The sequence below is a fragment of the Weizmannia agrestimuris genome (assembly GCF_943193165.1).
Classification (GTDB): domain Bacteria; phylum Bacillota; class Bacilli; order Bacillales; family Bacillaceae_C; genus Weizmannia; species Weizmannia faecalis.
This window is the reverse complement of the sequence record NZ_CALPDC010000013.1, coordinates 24499-47977: the sequence shown is the minus strand read 5'-3', so window position 1 is coordinate 47977 and position 23479 is coordinate 24499. Positions and strand designations below refer to the sequence as shown.

23 protein-coding genes and 2 other annotated features are annotated in these 23479 nt (G+C 48.2%); of the genes, 18 read left to right on the top strand and 5 right to left on the bottom strand.

The window, feature by feature from the left end; genetic code table 11:
* The first annotated feature begins 61 nt into the window (after window positions 1-61).
* Window positions 62-304: a binding site (T-box leader), on the top strand.
* Window positions 305-350: 46 nt separating this feature from the next.
* Window positions 351-600 (top strand) — a binding site (T-box leader).
* Window positions 601-771: 171 nt separating this feature from the next.
* From trpE to trpA, 7 genes are read left to right on the top strand one after another with little or no spacing between them, the layout of a single operon-like run.
* Window positions 772-2154 carry an anthranilate synthase component I gene (trpE, locus tag NFR98_RS07475; RefSeq protein WP_061086978.1) on the top strand — a complete coding sequence of 461 codons (1383 nt, stop codon included), beginning with the start codon at window positions 772-774 and terminating at the stop codon, window positions 2152-2154.
* Window positions 2135-2734: an anthranilate synthase component II gene (locus NFR98_RS07470; protein ID WP_035190608.1), complete on the top strand. Its 600-nt coding sequence runs from the start codon at window positions 2135-2137 to the stop codon at window positions 2732-2734. The genes trpE and NFR98_RS07470 overlap by 20 nt, the downstream gene beginning before the upstream one ends.
* Window positions 2718-3743, top strand: a complete 1026-nt coding sequence (gene trpD / locus NFR98_RS07465) for an anthranilate phosphoribosyltransferase (RefSeq protein WP_061086977.1) — start codon at window positions 2718-2720, stop codon at window positions 3741-3743. Before NFR98_RS07470 ends, trpD begins: the two co-directional genes overlap by 17 nt.
* Window positions 3744-5168, top strand: coding sequence for a bifunctional indole-3-glycerol-phosphate synthase TrpC/phosphoribosylanthranilate isomerase TrpF (trpCF, locus tag NFR98_RS07460; RefSeq protein WP_017551422.1), 1425 nt, complete (start codon window positions 3744-3746; stop codon window positions 5166-5168).
* Complete coding sequence (trpB, locus tag NFR98_RS07455) at window positions 5146-6351, top strand: tryptophan synthase subunit beta (protein WP_017551421.1); 1206 nt, start codon at window positions 5146-5148, stop codon at window positions 6349-6351. The genes trpCF and trpB overlap by 23 nt, the downstream gene beginning before the upstream one ends.
* On the top strand, window positions 6344-6748 hold the full coding sequence (locus NFR98_RS07450; protein ID WP_035183857.1) for a hypothetical protein: 405 nt from the start codon (window positions 6344-6346) through the stop codon (window positions 6746-6748). The genes trpB and NFR98_RS07450 overlap by 8 nt, the downstream gene beginning before the upstream one ends.
* Window positions 6741-7532 (top strand): tryptophan synthase subunit alpha, encoded by a 792-nt coding sequence (trpA, locus tag NFR98_RS07445; RefSeq protein ID WP_251459893.1) that lies wholly within the window; start codon window positions 6741-6743, stop codon window positions 7530-7532. Before NFR98_RS07450 ends, trpA begins: the two co-directional genes overlap by 8 nt.
* A 247-nt stretch (window positions 7533-7779) precedes the next feature.
* On the opposite strand, the gene NFR98_RS07440 is transcribed toward trpA, so the two are convergent.
* Window positions 7780-7962 (bottom strand): YfhD family protein, encoded by a 183-nt coding sequence (locus NFR98_RS07440; protein ID WP_017552868.1) that lies wholly within the window; start codon window positions 7960-7962, stop codon window positions 7780-7782.
* An 80-nt stretch (window positions 7963-8042) separates the two neighbouring features.
* Window positions 8043-8165 (bottom strand): YfhE family protein, encoded by a 123-nt coding sequence (locus NFR98_RS07435; RefSeq protein WP_073193833.1) that lies wholly within the window; start codon window positions 8163-8165, stop codon window positions 8043-8045.
* Between the two features lie 87 nt (window positions 8166-8252).
* Here NFR98_RS07435 and recX point away from each other — a divergent pair, with 87 nt between their 5' ends.
* Together recX and NFR98_RS07425 are read left to right on the top strand one after the other, a co-directional pair.
* Window positions 8253-9047, top strand: a complete 795-nt coding sequence (gene recX / locus NFR98_RS07430) for a recombination regulator RecX (protein ID WP_071452050.1) — start codon at window positions 8253-8255, stop codon at window positions 9045-9047.
* 2 nt (window positions 9048-9049) lie between these two features.
* On the top strand, window positions 9050-9367 hold the full coding sequence (locus tag NFR98_RS07425) for a YfhH family protein (protein ID WP_071452049.1): 318 nt from the start codon (window positions 9050-9052) through the stop codon (window positions 9365-9367).
* Window positions 9368-9628: 261 nt separating this feature from the next.
* Here the strand turns inward: NFR98_RS07425 and mutY are convergent, their stop codons facing one another.
* Window positions 9629-10747, bottom strand: coding sequence for an A/G-specific adenine glycosylase (gene mutY, locus NFR98_RS07420; protein WP_061086974.1), 1119 nt, complete (start codon window positions 10745-10747; stop codon window positions 9629-9631).
* Window positions 10748-10925: 178 nt separating this feature from the next.
* Between mutY and NFR98_RS07415 the strand changes: the two genes are divergently transcribed.
* The 5 genes from NFR98_RS07415 to NFR98_RS07395 all read left to right on the top strand — a co-directional run bounded on the left by NFR98_RS07415 (window position 10926) and on the right by NFR98_RS07395 (window position 14316).
* Window positions 10926-11906, top strand: a complete 981-nt coding sequence (locus NFR98_RS07415; protein ID WP_014097361.1) for a metal-dependent hydrolase — start codon at window positions 10926-10928, stop codon at window positions 11904-11906.
* 86 nt (window positions 11907-11992) lie between these two features.
* Window positions 11993-12151 carry a small, acid-soluble spore protein K gene (locus tag NFR98_RS07410; protein WP_014097362.1) on the top strand — a complete coding sequence of 53 codons (159 nt, stop codon included), beginning with the start codon at window positions 11993-11995 and terminating at the stop codon, window positions 12149-12151.
* Window positions 12152-12481: 330 nt separating this feature from the next.
* Window positions 12482-13357 carry an ABC transporter ATP-binding protein gene (locus NFR98_RS07405; RefSeq protein WP_104851551.1) on the top strand — a complete coding sequence of 292 codons (876 nt, stop codon included), beginning with the start codon at window positions 12482-12484 and terminating at the stop codon, window positions 13355-13357.
* The gene (locus NFR98_RS07400; RefSeq protein WP_104851550.1) at window positions 13335-13973 is read left to right on the top strand and encodes an ABC-2 transporter permease; all 639 of its coding nucleotides are present in this window, start codon (window positions 13335-13337) and stop codon (window positions 13971-13973) included. The genes NFR98_RS07405 and NFR98_RS07400 overlap by 23 nt, the downstream gene beginning before the upstream one ends.
* 34 nt (window positions 13974-14007) lie before the next feature.
* A complete protein-coding gene (locus NFR98_RS07395; RefSeq protein WP_035190004.1) occupies window positions 14008-14316 on the top strand; it encodes a YfzA family protein in 309 nt (102 codons plus the stop codon).
* A gap of 131 nt (window positions 14317-14447) precedes the next feature.
* Here NFR98_RS07395 and NFR98_RS07390 read toward each other — a convergent pair whose 3' ends face one another.
* Together NFR98_RS07390 and gltB are read right to left on the bottom strand one after the other, a co-directional pair.
* Window positions 14448-15905: a glutamate synthase subunit beta gene (locus NFR98_RS07390; protein ID WP_104851549.1), complete on the bottom strand. Its 1458-nt coding sequence runs from the start codon at window positions 15903-15905 to the stop codon at window positions 14448-14450.
* Between the two features lie 304 nt (window positions 15906-16209).
* A complete protein-coding gene (gene gltB / locus NFR98_RS07385; protein WP_251459891.1) occupies window positions 16210-20775 on the bottom strand; it encodes a glutamate synthase large subunit in 4566 nt (1521 codons plus the stop codon).
* A 133-nt stretch (window positions 20776-20908) separates the two neighbouring features.
* Here gltB and gltC point away from each other — a divergent pair, with 133 nt between their 5' ends.
* The 4 genes from gltC (at window position 20909) to NFR98_RS07365 (ending at window position 23478) form a co-directional block, all read left to right on the top strand.
* Entirely contained in the window at window positions 20909-21814 is a 906-nt protein-coding gene (gene gltC, locus NFR98_RS07380; protein ID WP_206691610.1) for a glutamate biosynthesis transcriptional regulator GltC, read from the top strand.
* A gap of 187 nt (window positions 21815-22001) precedes the next feature.
* Window positions 22002-22751: an enoyl-[acyl-carrier-protein] reductase FabL gene (gene fabL / locus NFR98_RS07375; RefSeq protein ID WP_251459889.1), complete on the top strand. Its 750-nt coding sequence runs from the start codon at window positions 22002-22004 to the stop codon at window positions 22749-22751.
* A 95-nt stretch (window positions 22752-22846) separates the two neighbouring features.
* Window positions 22847-23077, top strand: a complete 231-nt coding sequence (locus NFR98_RS07370) for a gamma-type small acid-soluble spore protein (protein ID WP_014097370.1) — start codon at window positions 22847-22849, stop codon at window positions 23075-23077.
* A gap of 146 nt (window positions 23078-23223) precedes the next feature.
* Window positions 23224-23478: a YgaB family protein gene (locus NFR98_RS07365; protein ID WP_014097371.1), complete on the top strand. Its 255-nt coding sequence runs from the start codon at window positions 23224-23226 to the stop codon at window positions 23476-23478.
* The last annotated feature ends 1 nt before the right edge of the window (window position 23479 follow it).

Here is a 23479-nt window from a genome sequence, read left to right as displayed (position 1 = left end):
GAAATGAAGGTTGACAATTCTTATTTTCAGCATTAAGATAATAATCAATCAATGAAACATTTTTCAGGCGATGAAGAAGAAGAGTAACCTGTGTGGATTCCGAAGAGAGCCGGTGGGTGGTGCGAACCGGTGATGACGTGCAGGCGAATGGGCTTCCGAGCTTCCAAACCGAAACGATTCCGGAGTAGACTTTGGCGAATGCCTTATCGTTACAAAAGGCAGGTATTACGGTTTTTCCCTGATACCGTCAAAGCCGGGCTGATTAAGCCAATAAAGGTGGCACCGCGGGTTCCCCGTCCTTTACATGGATTGGGAACCCTTTTTGCGTTCCGTTAAAAAAATTCCATAAAAGAAAATCGCTGAGTAAGAAGAGTATGCAAATGGCAAGCGTTCCAGAGAGCCGGCGCGGGTGGGAGTCCGGCACGAACTGCCTTTGCAGAATGGGCTTATGAGAGGTTTCCTGAACTGTGCAGTAGGGAAACACGGCTTCCCCCGTTACAGGGATAGGGTATAAAGAGTGGCTTGCTCCGTACCCGAATGAGCGGAAAGGTTTTAAATCCTTTCAAAAGAGGTGGCACCGCGTTGGAAAACGTCCTCTGTCCTGCAGCATCTAGCTGCGGGCAGAGGACGTTTTTTATTTAGCCGGGAGCCGGGATCTGTAATCGGAACCCGCCTGTTAAGTGAAGGATATTCACCCGGTTCAGCCAGGTGGCAGTCGGAGCGCGAAAAACCATCTAGTTGTGACCATTAATAAAAAAGGAGAGCGGACGGATGCAATACAAAATGGTTAAGCTAAACGGCGATGTTTTAACACCTATCATGATTTTTAAGAGACTGAAAGGAAAATGCAAGTTTTTGTTCGAAAGTTCGCTGCCAAATGACAGCAACGGCCGGTTTTCTTTTATCGGGGCTGATCCGGTAAAAGCGTTCATCGGGCGGGATGATGAACTGGAAGTGATTGACCGGATGACAGGACGGCGAGAAATAAAAAAAGGAAAGCCGCTCGATCTTGTCAAAGACCTGTTGCCGCGTCTTGGCATTCAGCTTCCCTTTCCGTTTTACGGCGGGGCGGTCGGCTATATCGGCTATGACGCCATCCGCCAGTATGAAGAGATCGGCCATACGCCGGAAGATGAAACAGGAATCCCCGATCTGCATTTGATGCTGTACCAAAACATAGCTGTTTACGACCATAAAAGCCAGACCGTCTACCTTGTTTCAACCGGGGAAGACGGGGAGGCAATAGAAAAAAATCTTGCGGCAATGGAAAAAGCGATTCGCCAGCAGACGAGCGCAGAACCATTTGTCGACTATGGCCCGGTTGATTTTGCCCCGGCCATTCAAAAGCAGGCATTTATGAAGATGGTCGAAACCGCAAAACAGCATATCGAAAACGGGGACATTTTCCAGGTTGTCCTCTCACAGCGCATGAAAGGGACGCTCTCACACGACCCGTTCTATTTTTACCGGAAGTTAAGGAAAGCGAACCCGTCCCCGTACATGTTTTATCTCGACTTCGGCGGCTATGTCATCCTCGGGGCATCGCCGGAAAGCCTGATCAAAACGAAGGGGCGTGTGGTATATACGAACCCGATTGCGGGAACGCGCCCGCGCGCCAAAGTCCCGGAAGAAGATGAGCGACTTGAAAACGAGCTTTTACACGATGAAAAAGAACTTGCCGAACATAAAATGCTCGTTGATCTGAGCCGGAACGACCTCGGCCGGGTGTGCGAGCCCGGCAGCATCCGGGTGCAAAAATATATGGAAGTCGAGCGGTTCCAGCATGTGATGCACATCGTTTCGGAAGTACGGGGAAAATTGCGGGACGGTTTTAGCGGAATTGATGCGCTCATCTCCTGTCTCCCGGCCGGCACGGTATCAGGCGCGCCGAAAATCCGCGCGATGCAGATCATCAACAGCCTGGAAACCCTGAAGCGCGGCATGTACGCGGGAGCGGTTGGCTATATCAACCTGAACGGCGACATCGATTTTGCGCTCGCCATCCGCTCGCTCCTGATTAAAGACAACACCGCTTATTTGCAGTCGGGCGCAGGCATTGTCTACGATTCCGATCCGGAAAAAGAGTATGAAGAAACGCTCAACAAGGCGAGATCGATTCTGGAGGTACAGACACATGATTTTATTGCTCGATAACTATGACTCTTTTACTTACAACTTGTATCAGTATTTTTGCGAACTTGGGGAGGAAGTAAAGGTGTTCCGCAATGACCGGATCACCGTGGATGAAATCAGAAGGCTCAAGCCGGAAGCGATTGTCCTCTCGCCGGGGCCCGGGGTGCCGGAAAATGCCGGCATTTCCATTGAAGTCGTTAAAACATTTTACCGGCAAATCCCGCTGCTCGGCGTCTGCCTCGGCCATCAGGCAATCGCCGCGGCATTCGGGGGAGGGATCACAAAAGCAAAAGAAATCAAGCATGGCAAAACTTCGCTTGTGCGCCATGAGGGGAAAGGAATTTTCAGCGGCCTGCCGGATCCGGTCGAAGTGATGCGCTACCACTCGCTTGTCATGGACCGGACAAAGATCCCGGAAGTCCTGGAAGTGGTTGCCGAATCTCTTGATGACGGCGAAATCATGGCCATTCAACATCAATCCGCCCCATGCTTCGGCGTCCAGTTTCATCCCGAGTCGATCGGGACGGAAACCGGCAAACAGATGCTTGAAAATTTTTTACGCGAAATCAGAAAGGATGAGAAAGTTGAAACCGTATCTTGAAAAAATTTTGGCACAAGAAGGGCTGACGTTTGAAGAAATGCGGGAAGCATCCCGCGCACTGTTTTCAGATGAAGTGACAGAAGGGGAGATGGGCGCATTTTTGGCCGTCTTGAAATGCAAAGGCGAAACGGCGGAAGAAATTGCCGGGCTGGTCGAAGTGATCCGTGAAAAAGCCGTGCCGGTTCCGTGCAGCGTTCCCGGACTGATGGACAACTGCGGGACGGGCGGGGACGGCAGCCACAGTTTTAATATTAGCTCGACCTCCGCGTTTGTGCTGGCGGCAAGCGGCGTGAAGGTCGCCAAACATGGCAACCGCAGCGTCTCAAGCCAGACCGGAAGCGCCGATGTCCTTGAAAAACTCGGGATTTCCTTGTCTTTCCCGGCGGAAGAAATTGAAGGCTTGCTGAGAGAAATCGGCATCGTCTTCCTGTTTGCCCCGAATGTCCATCCGGCCCTCGGAAAAATGATGAAAATCCGGAAAGATTTGCGGATCCCGACGATTTTTAACCTGATCGGCCCGCTCACAAACCCGATGAACCTGGAAACACAACTGCTTGGGCTTTACCGGCGCGATATGCTCAGGACGATGGCAGAAGTACTTGGCCGCCTTGGCAGAAAACGCGCGCTCGTTGTCAATGGCGCCGGCTATCTTGATGAAGCATCTTTATCGGGGGAAAACCATTTTGCGCTGCTCGACGGCGGGAAAATTACCACGTTTACGCTGACGCCGGAAGAAGTCGGTTTGCCGTATTACCCGCTTGAAGCGATCCGCGGCGGCGATGCACAAAAAAACAGCGATATTTTGCTGTCAGTATTGAAGGGAGAAAAAGGTGCTTATCGTGATACGGTGCTCTTCAATGCCGGGCTTGCGCTCTTTGCTGCAGGGCGGGCAGAGACGGTAAAAGAAGGGATCCAGATTGCGGAGCAGGCAATCGAATCGGGCGCGGCACTTGAAAAACTGCACGCGCTCATTGAAGCGAGCCGGAAACTCACGCAGGAGGCGATTTAAATGGCATTTTTAGAAAAGATTTTAGCCGAAAAAGAAAAAGAAGTGGCCCGTATCAAAGCTGCAGGAAAGGCTTTTGCCCCAAACGCGCGCAAAGCCCCTTCTCTTTATGAAACATTTATGCACGCCGAAAAAACAAGCATCATTGCTGAAATCAAACGGGCCTCCCCATCAAAAGGGGATATCCGAACGGGCGTGGATCCCATCCGGCAGGCGCTTGCCTACGAAAAAGCAGGCGCCGGCGCCATTTCCGTTTTAACGGATGAAGCCTTTTTTAAAGGGTCGGTGGAAGATTTGAAAGCCGTAAGCGATGCAGTCCGGATTCCGGTTCTCTGCAAAGATTTTATTATCGACGAAATCCAGATCGACCGGGCAAAAGCATATGGTGCAAGCGTAATTCTCCTGATCGCAGCGGCTCTTTCCCCCGAAAGGCTCCGTCAGCTGTACGATTATGCCCGGGGCGCCGGCCTTGAAGTGCTGCTTGAAGTGCACAATGAAGCGGAACTGGAAACCGCTGTGGAAACAGGGGCCCGGATTATCGGCATCAACAACCGCAATTTAAAGACGTTTGACGTTGATCTCGGCGTTGCCAAAAAGCTCGCGCCAAAAATCTCAAATCCGGATGTGCTTGTGATTAGTGAAAGCGGCATCCGCACCCGGAAAGATGTCGTTCGCGCTGAACATGCCGGGGCAAAAGGGATTTTAGTCGGGGAAACGCTGATGCGTGCAAACGACCCGGAAACGGCAATAAAAAGACTGACCGGTCTCCCGGAGAAACGGAAAGTCAAGGTTTGCGGCATTCGCACGCTTGAAGCGGCCCGAGCGGCTGTCTCTGCAGGGGCGGACATGATCGGCTTTGTATTTGCCGAAAGCAAACGGAAGATTACACCGGAAAAAGCAGCACAGATTGCAGAAGCGTTGCCGGATTCTATCGAAAAAGTGGGCGTATTCGTCAATGAATCGCCTGAAAAAATGGCGGAAATTGCAGAGCGGGCCGGGCTCGATTACCTGCAGCTGCACGGTGATGAAACAGCAGAAGACGTCGCGCAAATCCCTTATCCGGTAATCAAGGCTTTCCCGGTAAGGACAGATGCTGATCTCGAAGCGATACACGATTACCGGTGCGATCTGGTGCTTTTGGACAGCGCCGGCGGAAAATATCGCGGCGGTAACGGAAAGGCGTTTGACTGGGAATTGGCAAAGGCGCTATCGGATGAGCGGGCGGTGGTGCTTGCCGGCGGGCTCACACCGGAAAATGTCGAAGCCGCGATTCTTTCCGCCCGGCCGCATATCGTCGACGTTTCAAGCGGGGTGGAGACAAACGGGGAAAAAGACCCGGATAAAATCAAAACCTTTGTGCAAGCAGCAAGAAAAGCATTTCAAAAATTAGAGGAGCGTGACGATAATGCAAACATACAAACTGCCTGATACAAACGGCCGTTTCGGGACTTTCGGGGGGAGATTCGTCCCGGAAACCTTGATGCCAGCTGTTAAAGAACTCGAGCAAGCTTATCATGAAGCCATGAACGATCCGGCTTTTCATGCGGAATTGGAGAAACTGCTGAAGCAATATGTCGGTCGTGAAACCCCGCTTTATTTTGCAGAAAACTTAACAAAGCTTGGCGGCGGCCCGAAAATCTTCCTGAAACGCGAAGATTTGAATCATACGGGGGCACATAAAATCAACAACACAGTCGGCCAGGCGCTGCTTACGCTTAGAATGAGAAAAAAGAAAGTCGTTGCCGAAACGGGCGCCGGCCAGCACGGAGTGGCAACAGCAACTGTGTGCGCGCTGCTCGGCCTTGAATGCATGATTTTTATGGGGGAAGAAGATATCCGCCGGCAAAAGCTCAATGTATTCAGAATGGAATTGCTCGGTGCAAAGGTCAAAAGTGTGGCGCAGGGCAGCGGCACATTGAAGGATGCGGTCAACGAGGCACTCCGCTACTGGGTTGCCCATGTGGAAGACACGCACTACATTATGGGTTCAGCAGTCGGCCCGCATCCGTTTCCGCAAATTGTCCGCGATTTCCAAAGTGTGATTGGGAAAGAAACGAAAAAACAGATTGTAGAACAGACAGGCAAACTTCCCGATGCAGTTGTCGCCTGTGTCGGCGGCGGCAGCAATTCGATCGGCATGTTTTATCCATTTGTGGAAGATAAGTCCGTAAAATTGTTCGGCGTGGAAGCGGGCGGCGCCGGCCTTGGAACAGGAAAGCACGCGGCGTCTTTAAGCGACGGCAAACTCGGCGTGCTTCACGGCATGAAAACATATCTGCTGCAAAATGACGACGGGCAAATCCAGGAAGCTTATTCGGTATCGGCCGGGCTTGATTATCCAGGAGTCGGGCCGGAACACAGCTATTTAAAAGAAACGGGCCGGGTTACGTATACGTCCGTGAATGACGATGAAGCATTGGATGCATTCCGGTTGCTTTCAAGGACAGAAGGCATTATCCCGGCCCTGGAAAGCGCACATGCTATCAGTTTTGCACTGAAACTGGCAAAAACAATGGGGAAAGACGAAACAATCGCCGTTTGCCTGTCGGGGCGCGGGGACAAAGATGTAGAAGCAGTCAGCCACTTGCTTGGAGGGGAAAACAATGGGTGAAATTCCGGCCCTGGAAAGCACACATGGCAACAGTTTTGCGCTGCAATCGGCAAAAACGATTGCTGCTAGCCTCTTGGGGCACGGGGACAAAGATGGAGGAGCGGTCAGCCGCTTGTTTGGAATAGGTGAAATTCCGGCCCTGGAAAGCACACATGGTAGCAGTTTTGCGCTGCAATCGGCAAAAACGATTGCTGCTAGCCTCTTGGAGCGCAGGGACAAAGATGGAGGAGCGGTCAGCCGCTTGTTTGGAATAGGTAACATTCCGGCCCTGGAAAGCATACATGGTAGCAGTTTTGCGCTGAAACCGGCAAAAATGGTCGCTGCTAGCCTCTTGGAGCGCAGGGACAAAGATGAAGGAGCGGTCAGCCGCTTGTTTGGAGGGGAAAACAATGGGTAAACAAAAATTGGAAGCACAGTTTGAAACGGTTCTTGCACGCGGTGATCAAGCGTTTGTCCCTTATATTATGGCAGGGGACGGCGGAATGGAAGAGACGGAGAAAAGGCTTGCGTTTTTAGAAGCTTGCGGGGCAACGGCAATTGAACTTGGCATTCCGTTTTCCGACCCGGTCGCAGACGGCCCGGTCATCCAGGCGGCAGGACTCCGCGCTTTTAAGGCAGGTACGACAATGAAAAAAGTGCTGGACCATTTAAAAGCCCATCCAAGGCAAGTTCCGATTATTCTCATGACGTATTTCAACCCGGTTTTTGCCTACGGGCTGGAAAAATTTGCAGCAGACTGCGCGAATGCCGGTGTTGACGGACTGATTATTCCGGATTTGCCAATCGAGGAAGAAGAGGTAATTGCCGGAGAACTGGCAACATGCGGCCTTGCGCTCATCCGGCTGGCTGCGATTACAAGCCCGAAAGACCGGCTTAAGAAAATCGCCTCCCGCTCTGAAGGGTTTCTGTATGCTGTTACGGTCACCGGCACAACCGGCACCCGCACAAGTTTTCACGACAATATCGAGGATTACCTCGCTTTCTTATCAAGCATCAGCCGGGTACCTGTTCTCGCCGGCTTTGGCGTTTCCAGCCCCGAGCAGGTACGCCGTTTAACCCGCTACTGCAGCGGCGTTGTGGCCGGGAGCAAAATTATCGAGCTCTTTCAGAACGGGGAAACGGAAAAAATCCGTGCGCTTGTGGAAAGCGCAAAGCAACAAGCAGCACCAAACCAGCTGTAAAAATGCCTGGATGCATGCTCCGAACCGGCGCACATGCTGCCCATACATTTCCCACAGGTTTATCCACATCCGGAATATGTAAAGAAAAGGATATAGGGGAGGTTATCCACAATATCCACATTTTATACACAAAAAATGTGCACAATTTTATACACATCAAAGGATATTGTCAATAGAGGCATTGAAAGGTTTATGCACATCATCCACAAAAAACGGCGGCCCAATGGAAAGGCCGCCCGTTTTTATTTTACCGCCTGTTTTTCGCTCTTTTTTCCGCAGCATCGGAACGGGCCTGTGCTTCCAAATCTTCCCCGTCTGCGAGTTCCCTCGAATATTCAATGTCTTTTCCGTCCATTTTCATGTTCTTCGGTACTTGCGGCAATGTTGCTTTATTTTTATCGCGTGTTTTATGCTGATGCCCGCGGCCCATTTAAAAAACCCCTTTCAAGCAGTTTGCGGTTGCCTCCGCAAAACTACTTTTTGCGTAAAAGGTTTTTCTTAAACAGGTAATTATTTGCGCCCTCTGTCCGTGTATCCTCCGGCCCGGTCGGCTTTTTTAAATTCGTGCTGGTAAGTCACTTCCTGCATGCTTCTTAATGTGCTTTTCGTCTGAACTTTTTTATCTTTCGGCATTCGCAAAACCTCCTTTTTTGGATTATTGTTCCCGGTAATACCGCTTTCTACACTTTCAATGGTAAAATAGACAAGGGAGGAATTCATGTGCCTGTCATTACAAAAATCTCGGTTCAAAAAAACAATAAAGAACGTTACAATATTTTTCTTGACGGAAAGTACCGGTTCAGTGTTGATGAAGAAGTGCTGGCACGGTACCAGCTTTTAAAGGGGAAAGAATTGGATGAGCTTGATATTGAAGCAATCCTTGCCGAGGATGATATCCGGAAAGGCGTCAATACCGCCATCCATTTTCTTTCCTACCGGATGCGGTCGGAAAAAGAAGTGCGTGATGATTTGATAAAAAAGGAATTTGCGCCGGAAGTCGTCCGGAGTGTCATATCAAAGCTTTATGAAATGCAGTATCTTGATGATGCGGAATTTGCCGCAAGTTTCGTGCGGACACAAATGAATACAACCCATAAAGGGCCTGTTGTCATTAACAGGGAACTTCAGCAAAAAGGCATTGCACCAGAGCTGATCGAAAAAGCGCTTGAAATTTTTGATGCTGATCAGCAAGTGGAACATGCCCGTGCCCTTGCAGAAAAACTTTCCAGGCAGCATGCCCGGTTGTCGGAGAAGCTTTTAAAACAAAAAGTGAAGCAGGGGCTTACAGTAAAAGGCTATCCGCCTGAAGTGATTTCCGCTGCGATGGCGGCACTTCATGTTGAAAAGGATGAAGAAGCAGAGTGGGAAGCCCTTCTTCAGCATGCGGAAAAAGCAAAGCGCAAATACGGAAAGTTTTCGGGATCCGCCTACAGGCAAAAAATGAAGCAGTTTTTATACCGGAAAGGGTTCCCGGTTGATTTAATAGACCGCTACTTGCGGGAAGAGGGGGATTAAGGATGGAAAAAAGATACAGTCAAATGAGTGAATATGAGTTAAAACAGGAAATTGCACAATTGACGGAGAAAGCGCGCAAGGCCGAACAACTTGGTATTGTGAATGAGTTTGCCGTGCTCGAGCGGAAAATTGCGATGGCAAAGTCGTATTTGCTGGACCCGGCTTCTTTTCAAAAAGGGGAAATTTATGAAATTGAAGGAGACCCCGGCGCCTATTTTAAAATTGATTATATCGATGGCGTCTTTGCCTGGGGTTACCGGGTCAGCGGCGGCAAACCGATCGAAGCCCTCCCGATTTCGATGCTGAAACTGGTGGATTGAAAGCTTATTGGGCGTCTTTGCCGCCGGCTGGGAGGTCGTTTACAGGGTTAAAAGGGGGCGCGTTGCCGGGCGAAATGGTTTTAAAGGATTTAAGGGCCAACAGCGCGCTTGTCGCGGGAATGTCTTTTTACAGAGGCGCAAAAAGACGAAAGTGTGCTCACCCCCTTTTGTCTTTCATCCCGCTTATGAAAGACATTTCAGCCCGCGGTTCGCCCTCTTTTGTCCTTCATCCCGGTTATGAAAGACATTTTGAAACGAAGCCTATCCTTTGATGTCCTTCACCTTTTCGCTTTTCACCTGTTCCCGGAAGGCTTTCCAAATTTTTTGATGGGGGACAGGAAATGCGAACGTTTCAATCTCATCAGGAGGCACGCATTTTAATTCATTCGTTTCCTGTACCTGATTTAAAATTTTCCCGTGGTATACCCGGATATCCCAAATTAAATGGGTGAAAACATGGCGTATTTCCGTAAAATGTTCGGTTTCAAGCGCTGCTTCAATTTTAAAAACATCTCCAAGATAGTCCTTCAGCACCTGTCTTGCCGGCAAAACGGTGCTTTCTTCCACTTGTACAAATTCCCACATATTTGCAAGCAGCCCTTTATCCGGACGCTTATGGATCAAAATGCGCCCGTCTTCATCTTCCAAAACGGCTGCCTGAAGCCGGATCTGTTTCTGCTTTTTCCCTTTTGATTTCACAGGCAGCTCATCAATGGTTCCCTCTCTAAACGCCCGGCAATGCTCCCGGACCGGGCAAAGCAGGCATGACGGCGATTTTGGTGTGCAAACGAGCGCCCCGAGTTCCATTAAAGCCTGATTAAAAAAAGACGGATTCTCCCGGGAAATCAGCTTGCGGACGACTTCTTCAAAAACCTTTCTTGCAGAAGGCTTTGCAATGTCTTCCCATATGGATAAAATTCTTGCCAGCACCCGCATCACATTGCCGTCCACAGCCGGTTCCGGCAGGCCGTATGCAATGCTTAAAATCGCACCGGCCGTATATGGCCCTACGCCTTTTAGCTTCGATACCTCCTCCGGCGTGTCCGGAACCGTGCCGCCGTAATGTTCCTCCACTTCTTTTACAGCAGCGTGCAAATTCCGGACGCGCGAATAGTAGCCGAGTCCTTCCCACGCTTTTAGCACTTCATCTTCACTGGCATCCGCCAGCGCTTCAATTGTCGGGAATTTTTCCATAAAACGCCGGAAATAGGGGATGACGGTGTCCACCCTTGTCTGTTGCAGCATGATTTCCGATACCCAAATTTTATACGGGTCACGGTCCTCCCGCCACGGAAGTTTCCGCTGTTCCCTTTCAAACCAGGAAATCAGATCATCTTGAAAAGATTTTATATCAAAGTCGTCGATTGGCAAATTTTTCAATGTTTAACTCCCCCAAATGATTGCTATACATTTTATAAACGGGAAAAATACAATCAGGAAATCCTGAATTGACCGCTTCTGTCTATTGCAATTCTTTTTAATTTACCATATGATGAAGGCATATGAAAGAAATAAGCGCTTTAATAAGGAGCCAGAACCATTTTTAGGAGGAATAAGATTGGATACAGGAACCCATGTTGTTATGGGATTTGCACTTGGAGGTTTGGCAACGTTGGACCCTGTGGTCGCACAAGATGCGGTTCATTTTCACAGCGTTCTCATTGCCACGGTTTTAGGTTCACAGGCACCAGACATCGATACTTTGCTTAAATTTAAAAATAATGCGGTTTATATTCGCAACCACCGCGGCATTACACATTCTGTTCCCGCCGTCTTGCTGTGGCCGCTTGCCATTACAGCTGTGCTCAGCATCTTTTTCCCTGGAACGGATGCGCTTCATTTATGGCTTTGGTCTTTTTTGGCTGTTTTTTTGCATGTGTTCGTCGATATCTTTAATGCGTACGGGACACAGGCATTGCGGCCGTTCTCATATAAATGGGTCGCGCTCGGCGTGATCAATACATTTGACCCGTTCATTTTCACCATCCATGTGATCGGCATTGCCGCCTGGCTGTTCGGGGCACAACCGGGGCCAACTTTCCTGGCCATGTACATCTTCATATTTTTATATTATATCGCCAGATTCGCGGCACGTCACGATGTAAAAAAAGCCGTCCTGGCCAGGATTCCGGATGCGGAAAATATCATTATTTCCCCGACTGTCCGTTTTCACCAATGGAAGATTGCCGTAAGAACGAAAGATGCCTACTATGTTGCATCCGCATTTAAGTCGGCGGTCACCATTCTGGACAAATTCAAACGGCTTCCGGTACCGGAAAATGAAATTATTGAAGCGGCAAAGCAGGATAAAAATTTGTCAGCTTTCTTAAGTTTTTCCCCTGTCTATAACTGGCAGGTCAAAGAACTTGATAACGGCTGGGAGGTCCGTTTTACCGACCTCCGCTACCGGAAAAACGGGCATTATCCGTTTGTTGCTGTTGTGAAATTGAATGAAGATCTGGAAATAACCGGTTCTTACACCGGATGGATTTTTAATAAGAAAAAGCTAAAGAAAAAACTTGATGTTGTACCAAGATAAGGATCGGATTTTACATCTGAAAACGCGCAAAATAACCGGTGCGGGGGCCATTCCCCACCGGTTATTTTGTTAAGGAGGGCGTTAACATGCGGAATAAAGAAAAAGGTTTCCCGTACCATCATGACAATGTATATGAAGGCAAACCGCGGGCAAAAGCTGAATATGCTTCGAAACGCGCGGACGGCACAACCAACACGCACCCGCAAGAACGCATGCACGCATCCGGCCGCCGCGGCGAGTCATAACAGAAAGGGCTGCTGGATTACACCGGCAGCTCTTATATTTTCATCGGCAGGAATAAAAATGGTTTCTTTTAAGAGCAAGGCAGGTAATGGTACGGATAGAGATCGTTCTCTCAGAGGAAGAAAATTTATTCGTTTTTTTGGCCGGTTACAGGCGGTCATCATCATTTTACCTCTGCTGTATGCTACAACATAGATGATCATCACAATAATCTCAATTTTTGCATTATCAATAAATAATGATGAAAGGCTTGCTGGAAAATATGAAGAATTGTTGCTATAATGATTATTGGAAAAAATAGCGAGTTTTTTGTGATTTGAGGAGGGTTTACTTTGGAATATGCTTTAGAAATTGAAGGGTTGTGCAAGTCATTCTCCAAGTCCCGCTTCGCTTTAAAGAACATATCTTTCTCCGTACCCTATGGATCCATTACAGGATTTATTGGTGAAAATGGCGCGGGGAAAACATCCACAATGGGGGCAATCCTGCAAACGTTACATATCGATAGCGGAAGCATAAAAATTTTTGGAGAGAGAATAGCTGAAGCCAAAAAAGAAATCAACAATCACATTGGCGTAGTGTATGATGCCATGAATTTTTCCGGTAATTTGGATGTGATAAAGTTATCGAAAGTATTTCGCTATCTTTATCATAATTGGGATAACCAAGAATATTTTAATTATATTGAACTTTTTTCGCTGCCTAAAAAGCAAAAAATAAATAGTTTTTCTCGGGGAATGGCCATGAAGCTCTCGATCGCTGTTGCTCTTTCACATGGTGCGAGATTGTTAATATTAGACGAAGCGACATCAGGGCTAGATCCTGTGGGAAGGGAAGACGTATTAGAAGCACTGCTAAAATTTGTAAGAGATCAGAAAGGTGCTATTTTGTTATCATCCCATATCACCAGTGATATTGAAAAGGTTGCGGATACCCTGGTTTTCATAAAAAAAGGTGAAATTGTGTTAAAAACAAGTAAGAATGACCTTTTAAATAACTATGCGATCATACAATGTAAAGAGCATGAGTTAAATGACTTGCGTTTAAATGGCATTATTGCATATAAAAACCAAACAGATTATGTGGATGTGCTTGTTTCAAATAAAAATGAGCTGCCTGCAAAATTTCATAAAAAGAATTTTTCCATTGATGATATTACCTTATTATTAATGAAAGGAGAAAATTATGAAAGGACTCATTTTAAATAATTTATATTCTATAGATAAAAGTGTTAAATTTTCATTGCTTATATCTACAGCAGCTATCATTCCGCTTATTATAAGTGGAAATCCCACGGCGTTGAAGATCGCTGTATTATTACCATTTTTAATTATACCCATGAATGCATTTGAAGTATTAAAACAGGATAGTATGTCGGGTTGGAATAAATTTGAAATCACGCTTCCGTTGAAAAAAAGCAAAATTATTCAAAGTAAGTTTATCACATTCTTGCTTTTAGTGTTCACGAGTTTGTTATTAACTTTCGCTTTGTTTTATTGTGCAAGTATTTTTATCTCACCAACCGTTATGGATGATTTTTTTAACATTGGATTACGGGGTATGGGAATGATGTTTTGTGCTGCCTCTTTAGTATATCCACTGACATATATATTTGGAATAGAAAAATCAGATATGATTACAATGGGGAGTATAGGTTTCGCCTTTGTAATGTTCTTTTTCATATCCTTTTTGATGAAAGTGTTTATAGGGGAAATGAAGGGAGCTGAGGAGATTTTTTCTTTAAGTTTCTTATTGGTATCCATTTTTTTATTCATTCTCTCATACGCTACCTCGGTGATCATCTACCGAAAAAAAGAATTTTGATAGTTTAAAGGGGAAAGAAGGAGGGGAAAGCAGAATGGCGAAAGCAGTTAAAAATGGGCATGCTAACGCAGCCAAAAAACGGTACGGTTGGTATATTCATCTTTTGATATTTGTCCTTGCACAGCTTGTTTTCTTTATCTTTGACAATGTTTCCGCGTCAAAAAATATTTTCAACTTGAATGATTATGGAAAATGGTCTGTATCCGCAATAAGCCCGATTTATGACTGGCTTCAAATTTATAAAAGTCCGCAATTTAACTTAATATTTGTTATATGGGGGGCTATTTTAATCATAGATGGTCTTATTAGAATGTTGCCCAAGCGCCACAGCTACTCCCAATGAGTGTTCATATTAAACCGGATTTATGAAGTGCCACCTTCACCATGATAAAAAAGGACGAACCGCAAGCCATAAAGGCATCGTGCAACGCAAAAAAAAGCCCAAAGCTTTTTCAAAAAGCTTTGGGCCGTTTTTTATGCAGACGGCTGGCCGGCCGCTTTGTCTTTTTGAGAGAGATACAGGTCTATTTCTTTTGCTGCTTTTTTGCCTTCCTGCATGGCCCAGACAATCAGGCTTGCGCCGCGTTTCGCATCGCCGGCGGCAAAAATGCCTTCCCGGTTTGTCCGGAAACTTCCAGGTAAGGTTTGAATCAGCCCGTTTTGAAGTTCGATGCCGGCTGATTTGGAATCATCGACACCTTGGAATCCGATGGCGATGAGCACAAGATCCGCTTCCCATACTTGCTGTTCCGCTCCCAGATGATCCGAAAACGGCACGGTGACGAGGCCTGTTACTTCGCCGTTCTCATTGCCGTGAAATGCGGTGGTTTGAATATAGTATTGCCGCGGATCTTCCCCGAACACCTTAAATGATTCTTCATATGCATAATCTAACGTAAACAGGGAAGGGTTCACAGGCCATGGTTCGTGTTCCGGGCGTTCTTTCGGCAGTTCTCCGTGTTTTCCGAACTGTACGACGCTCTTGCACCCTTGCCGGATCGCGGTTGCCACACAGTCCGCGCCGGTATCGCCGCCGCCAATGACAATCACTTTTTTTCCTTTTGCTGAAATTTGCGGTTCGCCGTTTTCCCCATGGTCAAGCAGGTGTTTCGTATTGGCTTTCAAATATTCCATCGCCGGGTAGATGCCTTTTAAATCGCGCCCCGGGATGTCCATGTCACGTTGTTTTTCTGCACCGATGCAAAGCAGGACGGCGTCAAACGCAGACTCGAGTTCATCAAGCGTGATGTCTTTACCAATTTCGGTATTGGCTTTGAACGTGATCCCTTCTGCCTGCAACAGGTCTACTCTGCGCTCTACATACTGTTTTTCAATTTTCATATTCGGAATGCCGTACATGAGCAGCCCGCCAAAACGGTCTTCTTTCTCAAAGACGGTCACATCGTATCCCGCCTGGTTTAAATCGTCAGCTGCCGTCAATCCGGCGGGTCCGCTTCCGACAACGGCTGCTTTTAAGCCGTTTCGTTTCAGCGGTATTCTCGGTTTGATCCAGCCTTCTTCCCAGGCACGGTCAATGATGGCTCTTTCAATGCTTTTAATGGTGACAGGTTCACTGACCAGCCCGGCTGTGCACGAGCCTTCACATGGTGCCGGGCAGGCGCGGGATGTAAATTCAGGGAAATTATTGGTTAAAAGGAGACGCTGGTAGGCTTCTTCCCATTTTCCCTGGGCGGCAAGGGTGTTCCATTCCGGAATTAAATTATATAAAGGGCAGCCGCTCGTTTGCCTGCCGATCAGTTCTCCCATCTGGCAGAAGGGGGTGCCGCACTCCATGCAGCGGGATGCCTGTGTCCTCAATTTTGCTTCCGGGAAAGGCTGCACGTATTCTTTCCAAGTAGCCACCCGCTTTGCGGCATCCAGTTCTTTCGGTTTTTCGCGTTTCTGTTCAATAAAATCTGTCGTTCCGCGCATGTCTCACACTCCTCACAAATCACCCGGCCGCTGCCGGAGGGATATAGATGTCGTACGATTTCAGGTTTCTGTTTTGGATAAACAATAATGGCCCACGGAGTACATTCCGGTTTGTTTCCGGAAAAATTTCCGTCTTGCGTGGGATGCCTTTTTTTTCTTAAAAAAAACAGCCATCTTTGTGCTTCTTATCCGGCTGCTGCCGGAAGTATGATAGGTCTCCGTTTTCTTTACGAAACAGTGTTTTAATCTATCCCACATACAATCCTGTAAATCCATCCGGAAGCGCCCGGATGGATTTACCCGTCTACTTTACTTCTGTCGGAAAAGCTTTTTCTTTTTCAATTTCCGGCAGGTGCTTTCCGGATTTTTTATATTCAAAAGCGGCAAGCCTGGCTTCATCAAGCGGCATTTGCTGATCCAGGAAGTACTGGATGAGTTCCATCATCGCTTTATATTCGCGTGGAACGATCTTGACAAACTGATGCAGGGACAGCTCCCAATTTTTCAAAATCCGTTTGGCAACAGGGCTGCCGGTGTATTGATAATGTTTCTGGATCATATGATAAAGTTCACGCATATCTTCATCAGCATCAACACCTTCAATGCTGACAAGTTCTTGGTTAATCCGCGCCAAAACTTCATCTTCGCCCATTGCCCCGGTATAAATGTAGGCAATCCCGCCGGACATCCCGGCCGCAAAGTTTTTGCCGATCGAACCGAGCACGGCAACGCGTCCGCCGGTCATATATTCGCAGCCGTGGTCTCCGATGCCTTCGACAACGGCATGTACGCCGCTGTTACGGACACAGAAACGCTGGCCGGCCGTTCCGCGGATATATGCTTCGCCCGATGTGGCCCCGAAAAAGGCGATGTTTCCGATGATGGCCTGTTCTTCGTCCCGAATCCATCCGGCCCCCGGCTTCACAACGATTTTTCCACCCGATAATCCTTTTCCAACGTAGTCATTGGCATCTCCTTCAAGGTTCAGTGTCAGGCCTTTCGGGATAAAGGCACCGAGGCTTTGCCCTGCTGAACCGTGCAGATGAATGTGGATAAAATCTTCCGGAAGCCCTTCGTCACCGTATGTTTTTGTAATGATATGGCCCAAAGTGGTGCCGATTGCCCGGTCCGTATTGCGCACAGGCAAGGTGACCGCTGTTTTCTGCCTGTTTCGGACGGATACGGATAAATGGTTCAATTCACGGCTGTCAAAGCGTTCTTCCAGTTTATGGTTTTGAACTGTTTTGCCTTGCACAGCAAACGGTGTTTCATCCGCTTTAAACAATAATTTATCGAAATGAAGCTGTTTTGCTTTCCAATGGTTTTTAACCTCATCTTTCACTTTCAGCAAACCTGTTTCGCCGACAAGTTCATCGAGGCTGCGGTAGCCGCATTCAGCCAAGATTTCGCGGACTTCTTCTGCGATGAACCGCATATAGTTAACAACATATTCCGGTTTGCCCATGAATTTGGCGCGCAGCTTCGGATTTTGGGTGGCCACGCCGACCGGGCAAGTATCAAGATGACAGGCACGCATCATGATACAGCCAAGCACAACAAGTGGCGCAGTGGAAAATCCGAATTCTTCGGCGCCGAGACAGGCGGCGATGACGACATCCCGGCCGGTCATCAGTTTCCCGTCTGTTTCAAGGACAACACGGTTACGCAAGCCGTTCAACGTCAGCGTCTGATGGGTTTCCGCAAGGCCGAGTTCCCACGGCATGCCGGCATGTTTGATGCTCGTTTGCGGGCTCGCCCCGGTACCGCCGTCATGGCCGCTGATTAATATCGTGTCGGCCAGGCCTTTTGCGACACCGGCCGCGATTGTCCCAACGCCTGACTTTGCCACCAGTTTCACCGAAATACGGGCGTGCGGATTGGCGCTTTTTAAATCGTAAATCAGCTGCGCCAAGTCTTCAATCGAGTAAATATCATGGTGCGGAGGAGGCGAGATCAAACCCACGCCCGGAGTGGAGCCACGAACTTCAGCAATCCACGGATAAACTTTCGAGCCTGGAAGCTGGCCGCCTTCGCCCGGTTTCGCACCCTGGGCCATTTTAATTTGGATTTCATCCGCATCTGTTAAATACAGGCTGGTGACGCCGAAACGGCCGGATGCCACCTGTTTAATGGCGCTCCGTCTTGAATCCCCGTTCGCATCAGGCGTGTAACGTTCTTTTTCTTCGCCACCCTCGCCGCTGTTGCTTTTTCCGCCGATGCGGTTCATCGCAATCGCGAGTGCTTCGTGCGCTTCTTTGCTTAATGCCCCGTACGACATCGCGCCGGTTTTAAACCTTTTCCAAATCGATTCGACCGGTTCCACTTCATCAAGCGGGACAGGTTTCCGGTTGCTCTCGATTGCCAGCAGGCTCCGGATCGTGGCGTATGGCCCGTGGTGGTACGTTTCAGAAAATTTGCGGTACAGTTCCTTGTTGTTCGTTCTGGCTGCCTGCTGCAAAGTGTACATCATTTGCGGGTTGAACAAATGATACTCGCCGTCTTTCCGCCATTGCAGCTCGCTTCCCGGATCAAGCGCTTTGTTGTGCTGGAAAAGCAATTCCTGTGCTTTTTTATAACGTTTCAATGATTCTTGGCCGATTTCTGCGAGCCCGATCCCGCCAAGCTGCGAGACAGTGCCGGTAAAATAGCGGTCGCAGACGCTTTCTGCAATGCCGAGCGCTTCAAATGTTTGCGCCCCGCGATAGCTTTGCATCGTCGTAATTCCGACTTTCGACATGATTTTGACGACGCTTTTCTTTAGTGTGCTTAAATAGTTTTCACTTGCTTTTTTATACGGCAGATCAATATGCCCTTCGTCGATTAAATTTTGAATCGTTTCAAGCGCGAGATACGGGTGTACCGCATCGGCACCGTAACCTAAAAGAGCGGCCATATGATGTGAATCCCGCGGTTCTCCGGAATCCAGCACGATACTTGCTTTCGGCCTTGTGCCCAAGCGGATCATATGCTGGTGCAGGGCTGATACGGCAAGCAGGGAAGGAATCGGCACGGCACGATGCCCTTGCGCACGGTCGGAAAGGATTAAAATTTCCGCGCCTTCCCTGATTTTTTCGTCCGCTTCCTTGAGCAATTGTTCCAGCGCCTCTTCAAGGGTGATATCCGGCGAATAGTACGCGGGAAGAAAAGCGGTTTTCATTCCCTGGTTTAAAATGGCGTTAAATTTGTCCGTGCTTAAAAACGGGTGTTCTAGCCGGATTTTTTTATGGGCGGTATCGTCATGACCGTCAAGCGATACTTGCGGGCCGAGCCAGGTAACCGTAGATATAACGTATGATTCGCGAATGGAATCAATCGGGGGGTTCGTGACCTGCGAGAAGCTTTGTTTGAAATAATGGAACAAAAGCTGCGGGCGCTCCGATAAAACTGCAATCGGTGTATCGACGCCCATTGCCCCGATCGGTTCATTCTTTTCCTGCGCCATTGGCACGATGGACTTTGTGCATTCTTCATAAGTGTAGCCGAATAATGTCTGCCGATAAGCCAATTCATTTTCTTCAAGACTGGATGCAGCCGGGATAAAATGGCTTTCTTCAAGGTCTATCACTGAATCTTCGAGATGCTCGGCATACGGTTTTTCAAGGCTGACCTGTGCTTTTAGTTCATCGCTTGGGATAAGGACACCTTTTTCAAGATCCACGAACAAAAGCTGCCCCGGTTTTAAATGACGCCGTTCTTTGACGTTTTCCGGTTCCACATCGACGACGCCGACTTCGGAGGCAAAAATGATTTTATCATCATGGGTAATGTAGTAACGGGCCGGGCGCAAGCCGTTTCTGTCAAGTACCGCCCCGATCTGCTTTCCGTTCGTAAACTCGAGCGCCATCGGTCCGTCCCACGGTTCCATAATCTGGCTGTGGTATTCATAAAATGATTTTAAGTAAGGCGGCAGGTCTTCGTTGTCTTCCCACGGCTCCGGCACCATCATCATGATCGCATGCGGAAGGGAGATGCCGTTTGTTGTTAAAAATTCAAGGACATTGTCAAAAATCGCCGAATCCGAACCGTTTTTGTTGATCACAGGCTGGATTTTTTTCAATGTGCCAAGGTCCAGTTCGTTTGCAAACAATTCGATTTTTGCATTGAACCAGTTGACGTTCCCTTTGATGGTGTTGATCTCTCCGTTGTGGGCGATCATCCGGTTCGGGTGGGCCCGCTCCCAGCTCGGAAACGTATTGGTGCTGAACCGCGAGTGGATCAGCGCAAGGGCCGATTGAAACCGTTCGTCCGCAAGATCAGTGTAGAACAGAGGGAGCTGTTCCGCCGAAAGCATGCCTTTATATACAATTGTCCGGTTCGAAAAACTGGCGGCATAAAAAGAGGAACCGAATTTGTTCTCAACCAGTTTCCGCAATATATAGATCTTTCTTTGAAAAACCGCTTCTTCCGTGTTATCGTTTGAAGAAGAAGAAACGAAAATCTGAACGATGTGCGGCCGCGATTCTTCCGCCTGGCGCCCAAGAACTTCCGGATTTACCGGAACTTCACGGACACCGTTCACTGAAAGGCCGAGTGATGCAGCCTGGATGCGGAATTCATTCAGAATGTCCTCCGCAGCATGCGGATCATGCGGCAGAAAAAGCATTCCCACTGCATACTCCCCTTTTTTTGGAAGGGTGAAGGAGCATACGGCCTCAAAAAACGCGTGCGGGATTTGCATTGAAATACCGGCGCCGTCGCTCGTTGTCCCGTCGGCATTTTTACCGGCGCGGTGGTCCAGCCTTCTCAGCATCTCCAAAGCAGTGGTGATGATCTTATGAGACGCGCGGCCCTTGATGTCCGCGTAAAAGCCGATGCCGCATGCATCATGTTCAAATTCAGGTCGGTAAAGTCCATAATGTTGATTATTCATTGCTTCACATTCCTTCCATCATCAGGTCGAGTCCGAAAAGTAAGATTATTTTAAATTTTACCCTCTTGTGATTCTTTCTTACAATATATAGTTAAGATGAAATTAATCTCAAATTGAGAATGGTGTGATTCGCATGGAGTTAAGACAGTTAATTTATTTTATTGAAGTCGCCAAAAGGGAGCATGTGACACACGCTGCAGATGAGCTGCATGTCGCCCAATCCGCCATCAGCCGGCAAATTTCCCTTTTGGAAGCCGAACTTGGCGTTTCCCTTTTTTGGCGTGAAGGAAGGAATGTCAGGCTGACGCCGATCGGAAAAGTTTTTTTAGAACACGCTGAAAAAGTCGTGCTCGAAATTGATAAAGCCAAGCAAAGAATGCAGGAATTCCTCGATCCGGATAACGGGACGGTCCGCCTCGGTTTTTCGACCGGGTTATCGGTCCAGACCTTTTCTTCCCTGTTGGCACAGTTTCGCGAAAAACATCCCGGCCTCGAGTACCAGTTTGTGCAAGGGACCCCCGGCTATTTGATCCGGTTGATTGAAAACGGGGAACTTGAGCTGGCGCTTGCCTCTCCTGTGCCGGATGACCATCCCGGGGTTAGCGGTGAAATTTTATACATGGAAAAGCTCATGCTGCTTTTCCGCCGCGACCACCCGCTTTCCGGGCAGGAAATGATCCGGCTCGCCCAGCTGAAAAACGAACGTTTCATTACATTCCGGGAGGGCTTTTCGATTCGTGAAATTCTGTTCTCCGCCTGCCGGAAGTCCGGTTTTGAGCCTGCGATTGCATTTGAAGGCGAGGACATGGAGACGATTAAAGGCCTTGTTGCAAGCGGAACGGGTGTTGCAATTCTGCCTGAGCCTGCGCTATTATTTAATCTGTCTGAAGAAATCGTAAAAGCGGAAATCAGCGATGTAGAACTGATGCGCCCGGTCGGCGTGATGATCCCGAAAAAAAGGGAAATGGCGGCTTCAGAAAAAGCCCTTTATGCATTTTTAACATCATTTTATGACAGGCTGAACCGGTTCCAAAGATAAGCCAGCGGAGCGCCGCGCAATCCGAATCGGTTCCGGAACAAGGGACAGCCGCGTTTCTGTAAACCGGGCTTCAGGCAGGCGTGGAAAATGCCGCATTCCAGGGTGATAAGGAGCAGGATGCATCGCGGCTTTTTGAAAAAGGGAGAGCGTTGCAAAAATCATAAAGAAAACGGAGAAGGTGGAATCATTGGCAAATAAGGTGGCACTTGTAACCGGATCAAGCAAGGGGCTGGGCCGGGCGATTGCGCTCGATCTTGCAAAGAGCGGCTATGATCTGGTCATCAATTATGCGCGCAGCCGGCCCAAAGCCGAAGAAGTGGCAGCAGAAATTGAAAAGCTGGGGCAAAAAGCGCTTCTGATCAAAGCAAATGTCGGGGACGTGAAAAAAATAAAAGAAATGTTCGCACAAATCCGGGATACATACGGCAGGCTGGATGTGCTTGTCAATAATGCCGCTTCAGGTGTCGAACGCCCAGCAATGGAGCTGGAAGATCGCCATTGGGACTGGACGATGAATATTAACAGCAGGGCACTCCTGTTTTGTGCACAGGAAGCCGCTAAACTCATGGAAGAAAACGGCGGGGGGAAAATTGTGAGCCTCAGTTCGCTCGGTTCGATCCGCTATATCGAAAATTATACGGCGGTCGGTGTGTCGAAAGCAGCGCTTGAAGCTTTAACCCGCTATTTGGCAGTTGAGCTGGCGCCGAGTATTTGCGTGAATGCAGTTTCGGGCGGGGTCCTCAATACGGATGCGCTCAAGTCTTTCCCGAACCGCGAAGTACTGCTGGAAGACGCGCGGAAACATACGCCGGCAGGAAGAATGGTCGAGGTCGAGGATATGGTGAACGCCGTACGCTTTTTAATTTCGGATGAGGCATTTATGATCCGCGGCCAAACGATAATCGTGGACGGCGGCCGCTCGCTTCTTTTAAGTTGAGTACGCCAATCTTGAGTTCCTTTATTTTCCAGTTTTTATGATAAGGATAAATCGTTGCACCTCTGGTTACATTAATACCCGTGGAGGTGATAACGATGGCAAACAACAACAACTTCAAAAAGGCTGCCAAAGGAAATTTTGGTTCTGAATTTGCCAGCGAAACGAATGCGCAGGAAGTAAGAAAGCAAAACGCGAAGTCTGCTTCCGGCCAAGGTTCTTTCGGTTCTGAATTTGCAAGCGAAACGAACGCACAGGAAGTAAGAAAACAAAACCAAAAAGCTGAAGCGAAAAAATCGCAAAACGCTGGACAATTCGGCCAGCAATAACCGATAGAAAGAGGTTTCCCGAACGGGGGCCTCTTTTTTCTTTTTATGGCTGCGGTGTTCGACAAAAGAAGTCAAAGGATTTTGCCCTCCCATCGAGAATATGTGTAAATGAAAAGTTCAATTCATCCTTTAGGGGGTAAAAAACTTTGATGGAAGAATTTAATCGGCTTGTCGCACAGCAAATGGACACGATGGATAGGCTGCTGTTTTTGCAATCGGAAATGGAGAGATGCAACGAAGTGAAAAGCGAACTATTGAAGTTGCAGGAAGAAACAATGGCGGAAGATATCCTTGATGAAATCGGCCGGATGAATAAAGAATTGCAGGAAATTGAAAAAGTTTTTGAATCGCAGACGGTTGAACTGATCCGAGTTTACCACAGTTCAAAAATTTGCACATAAA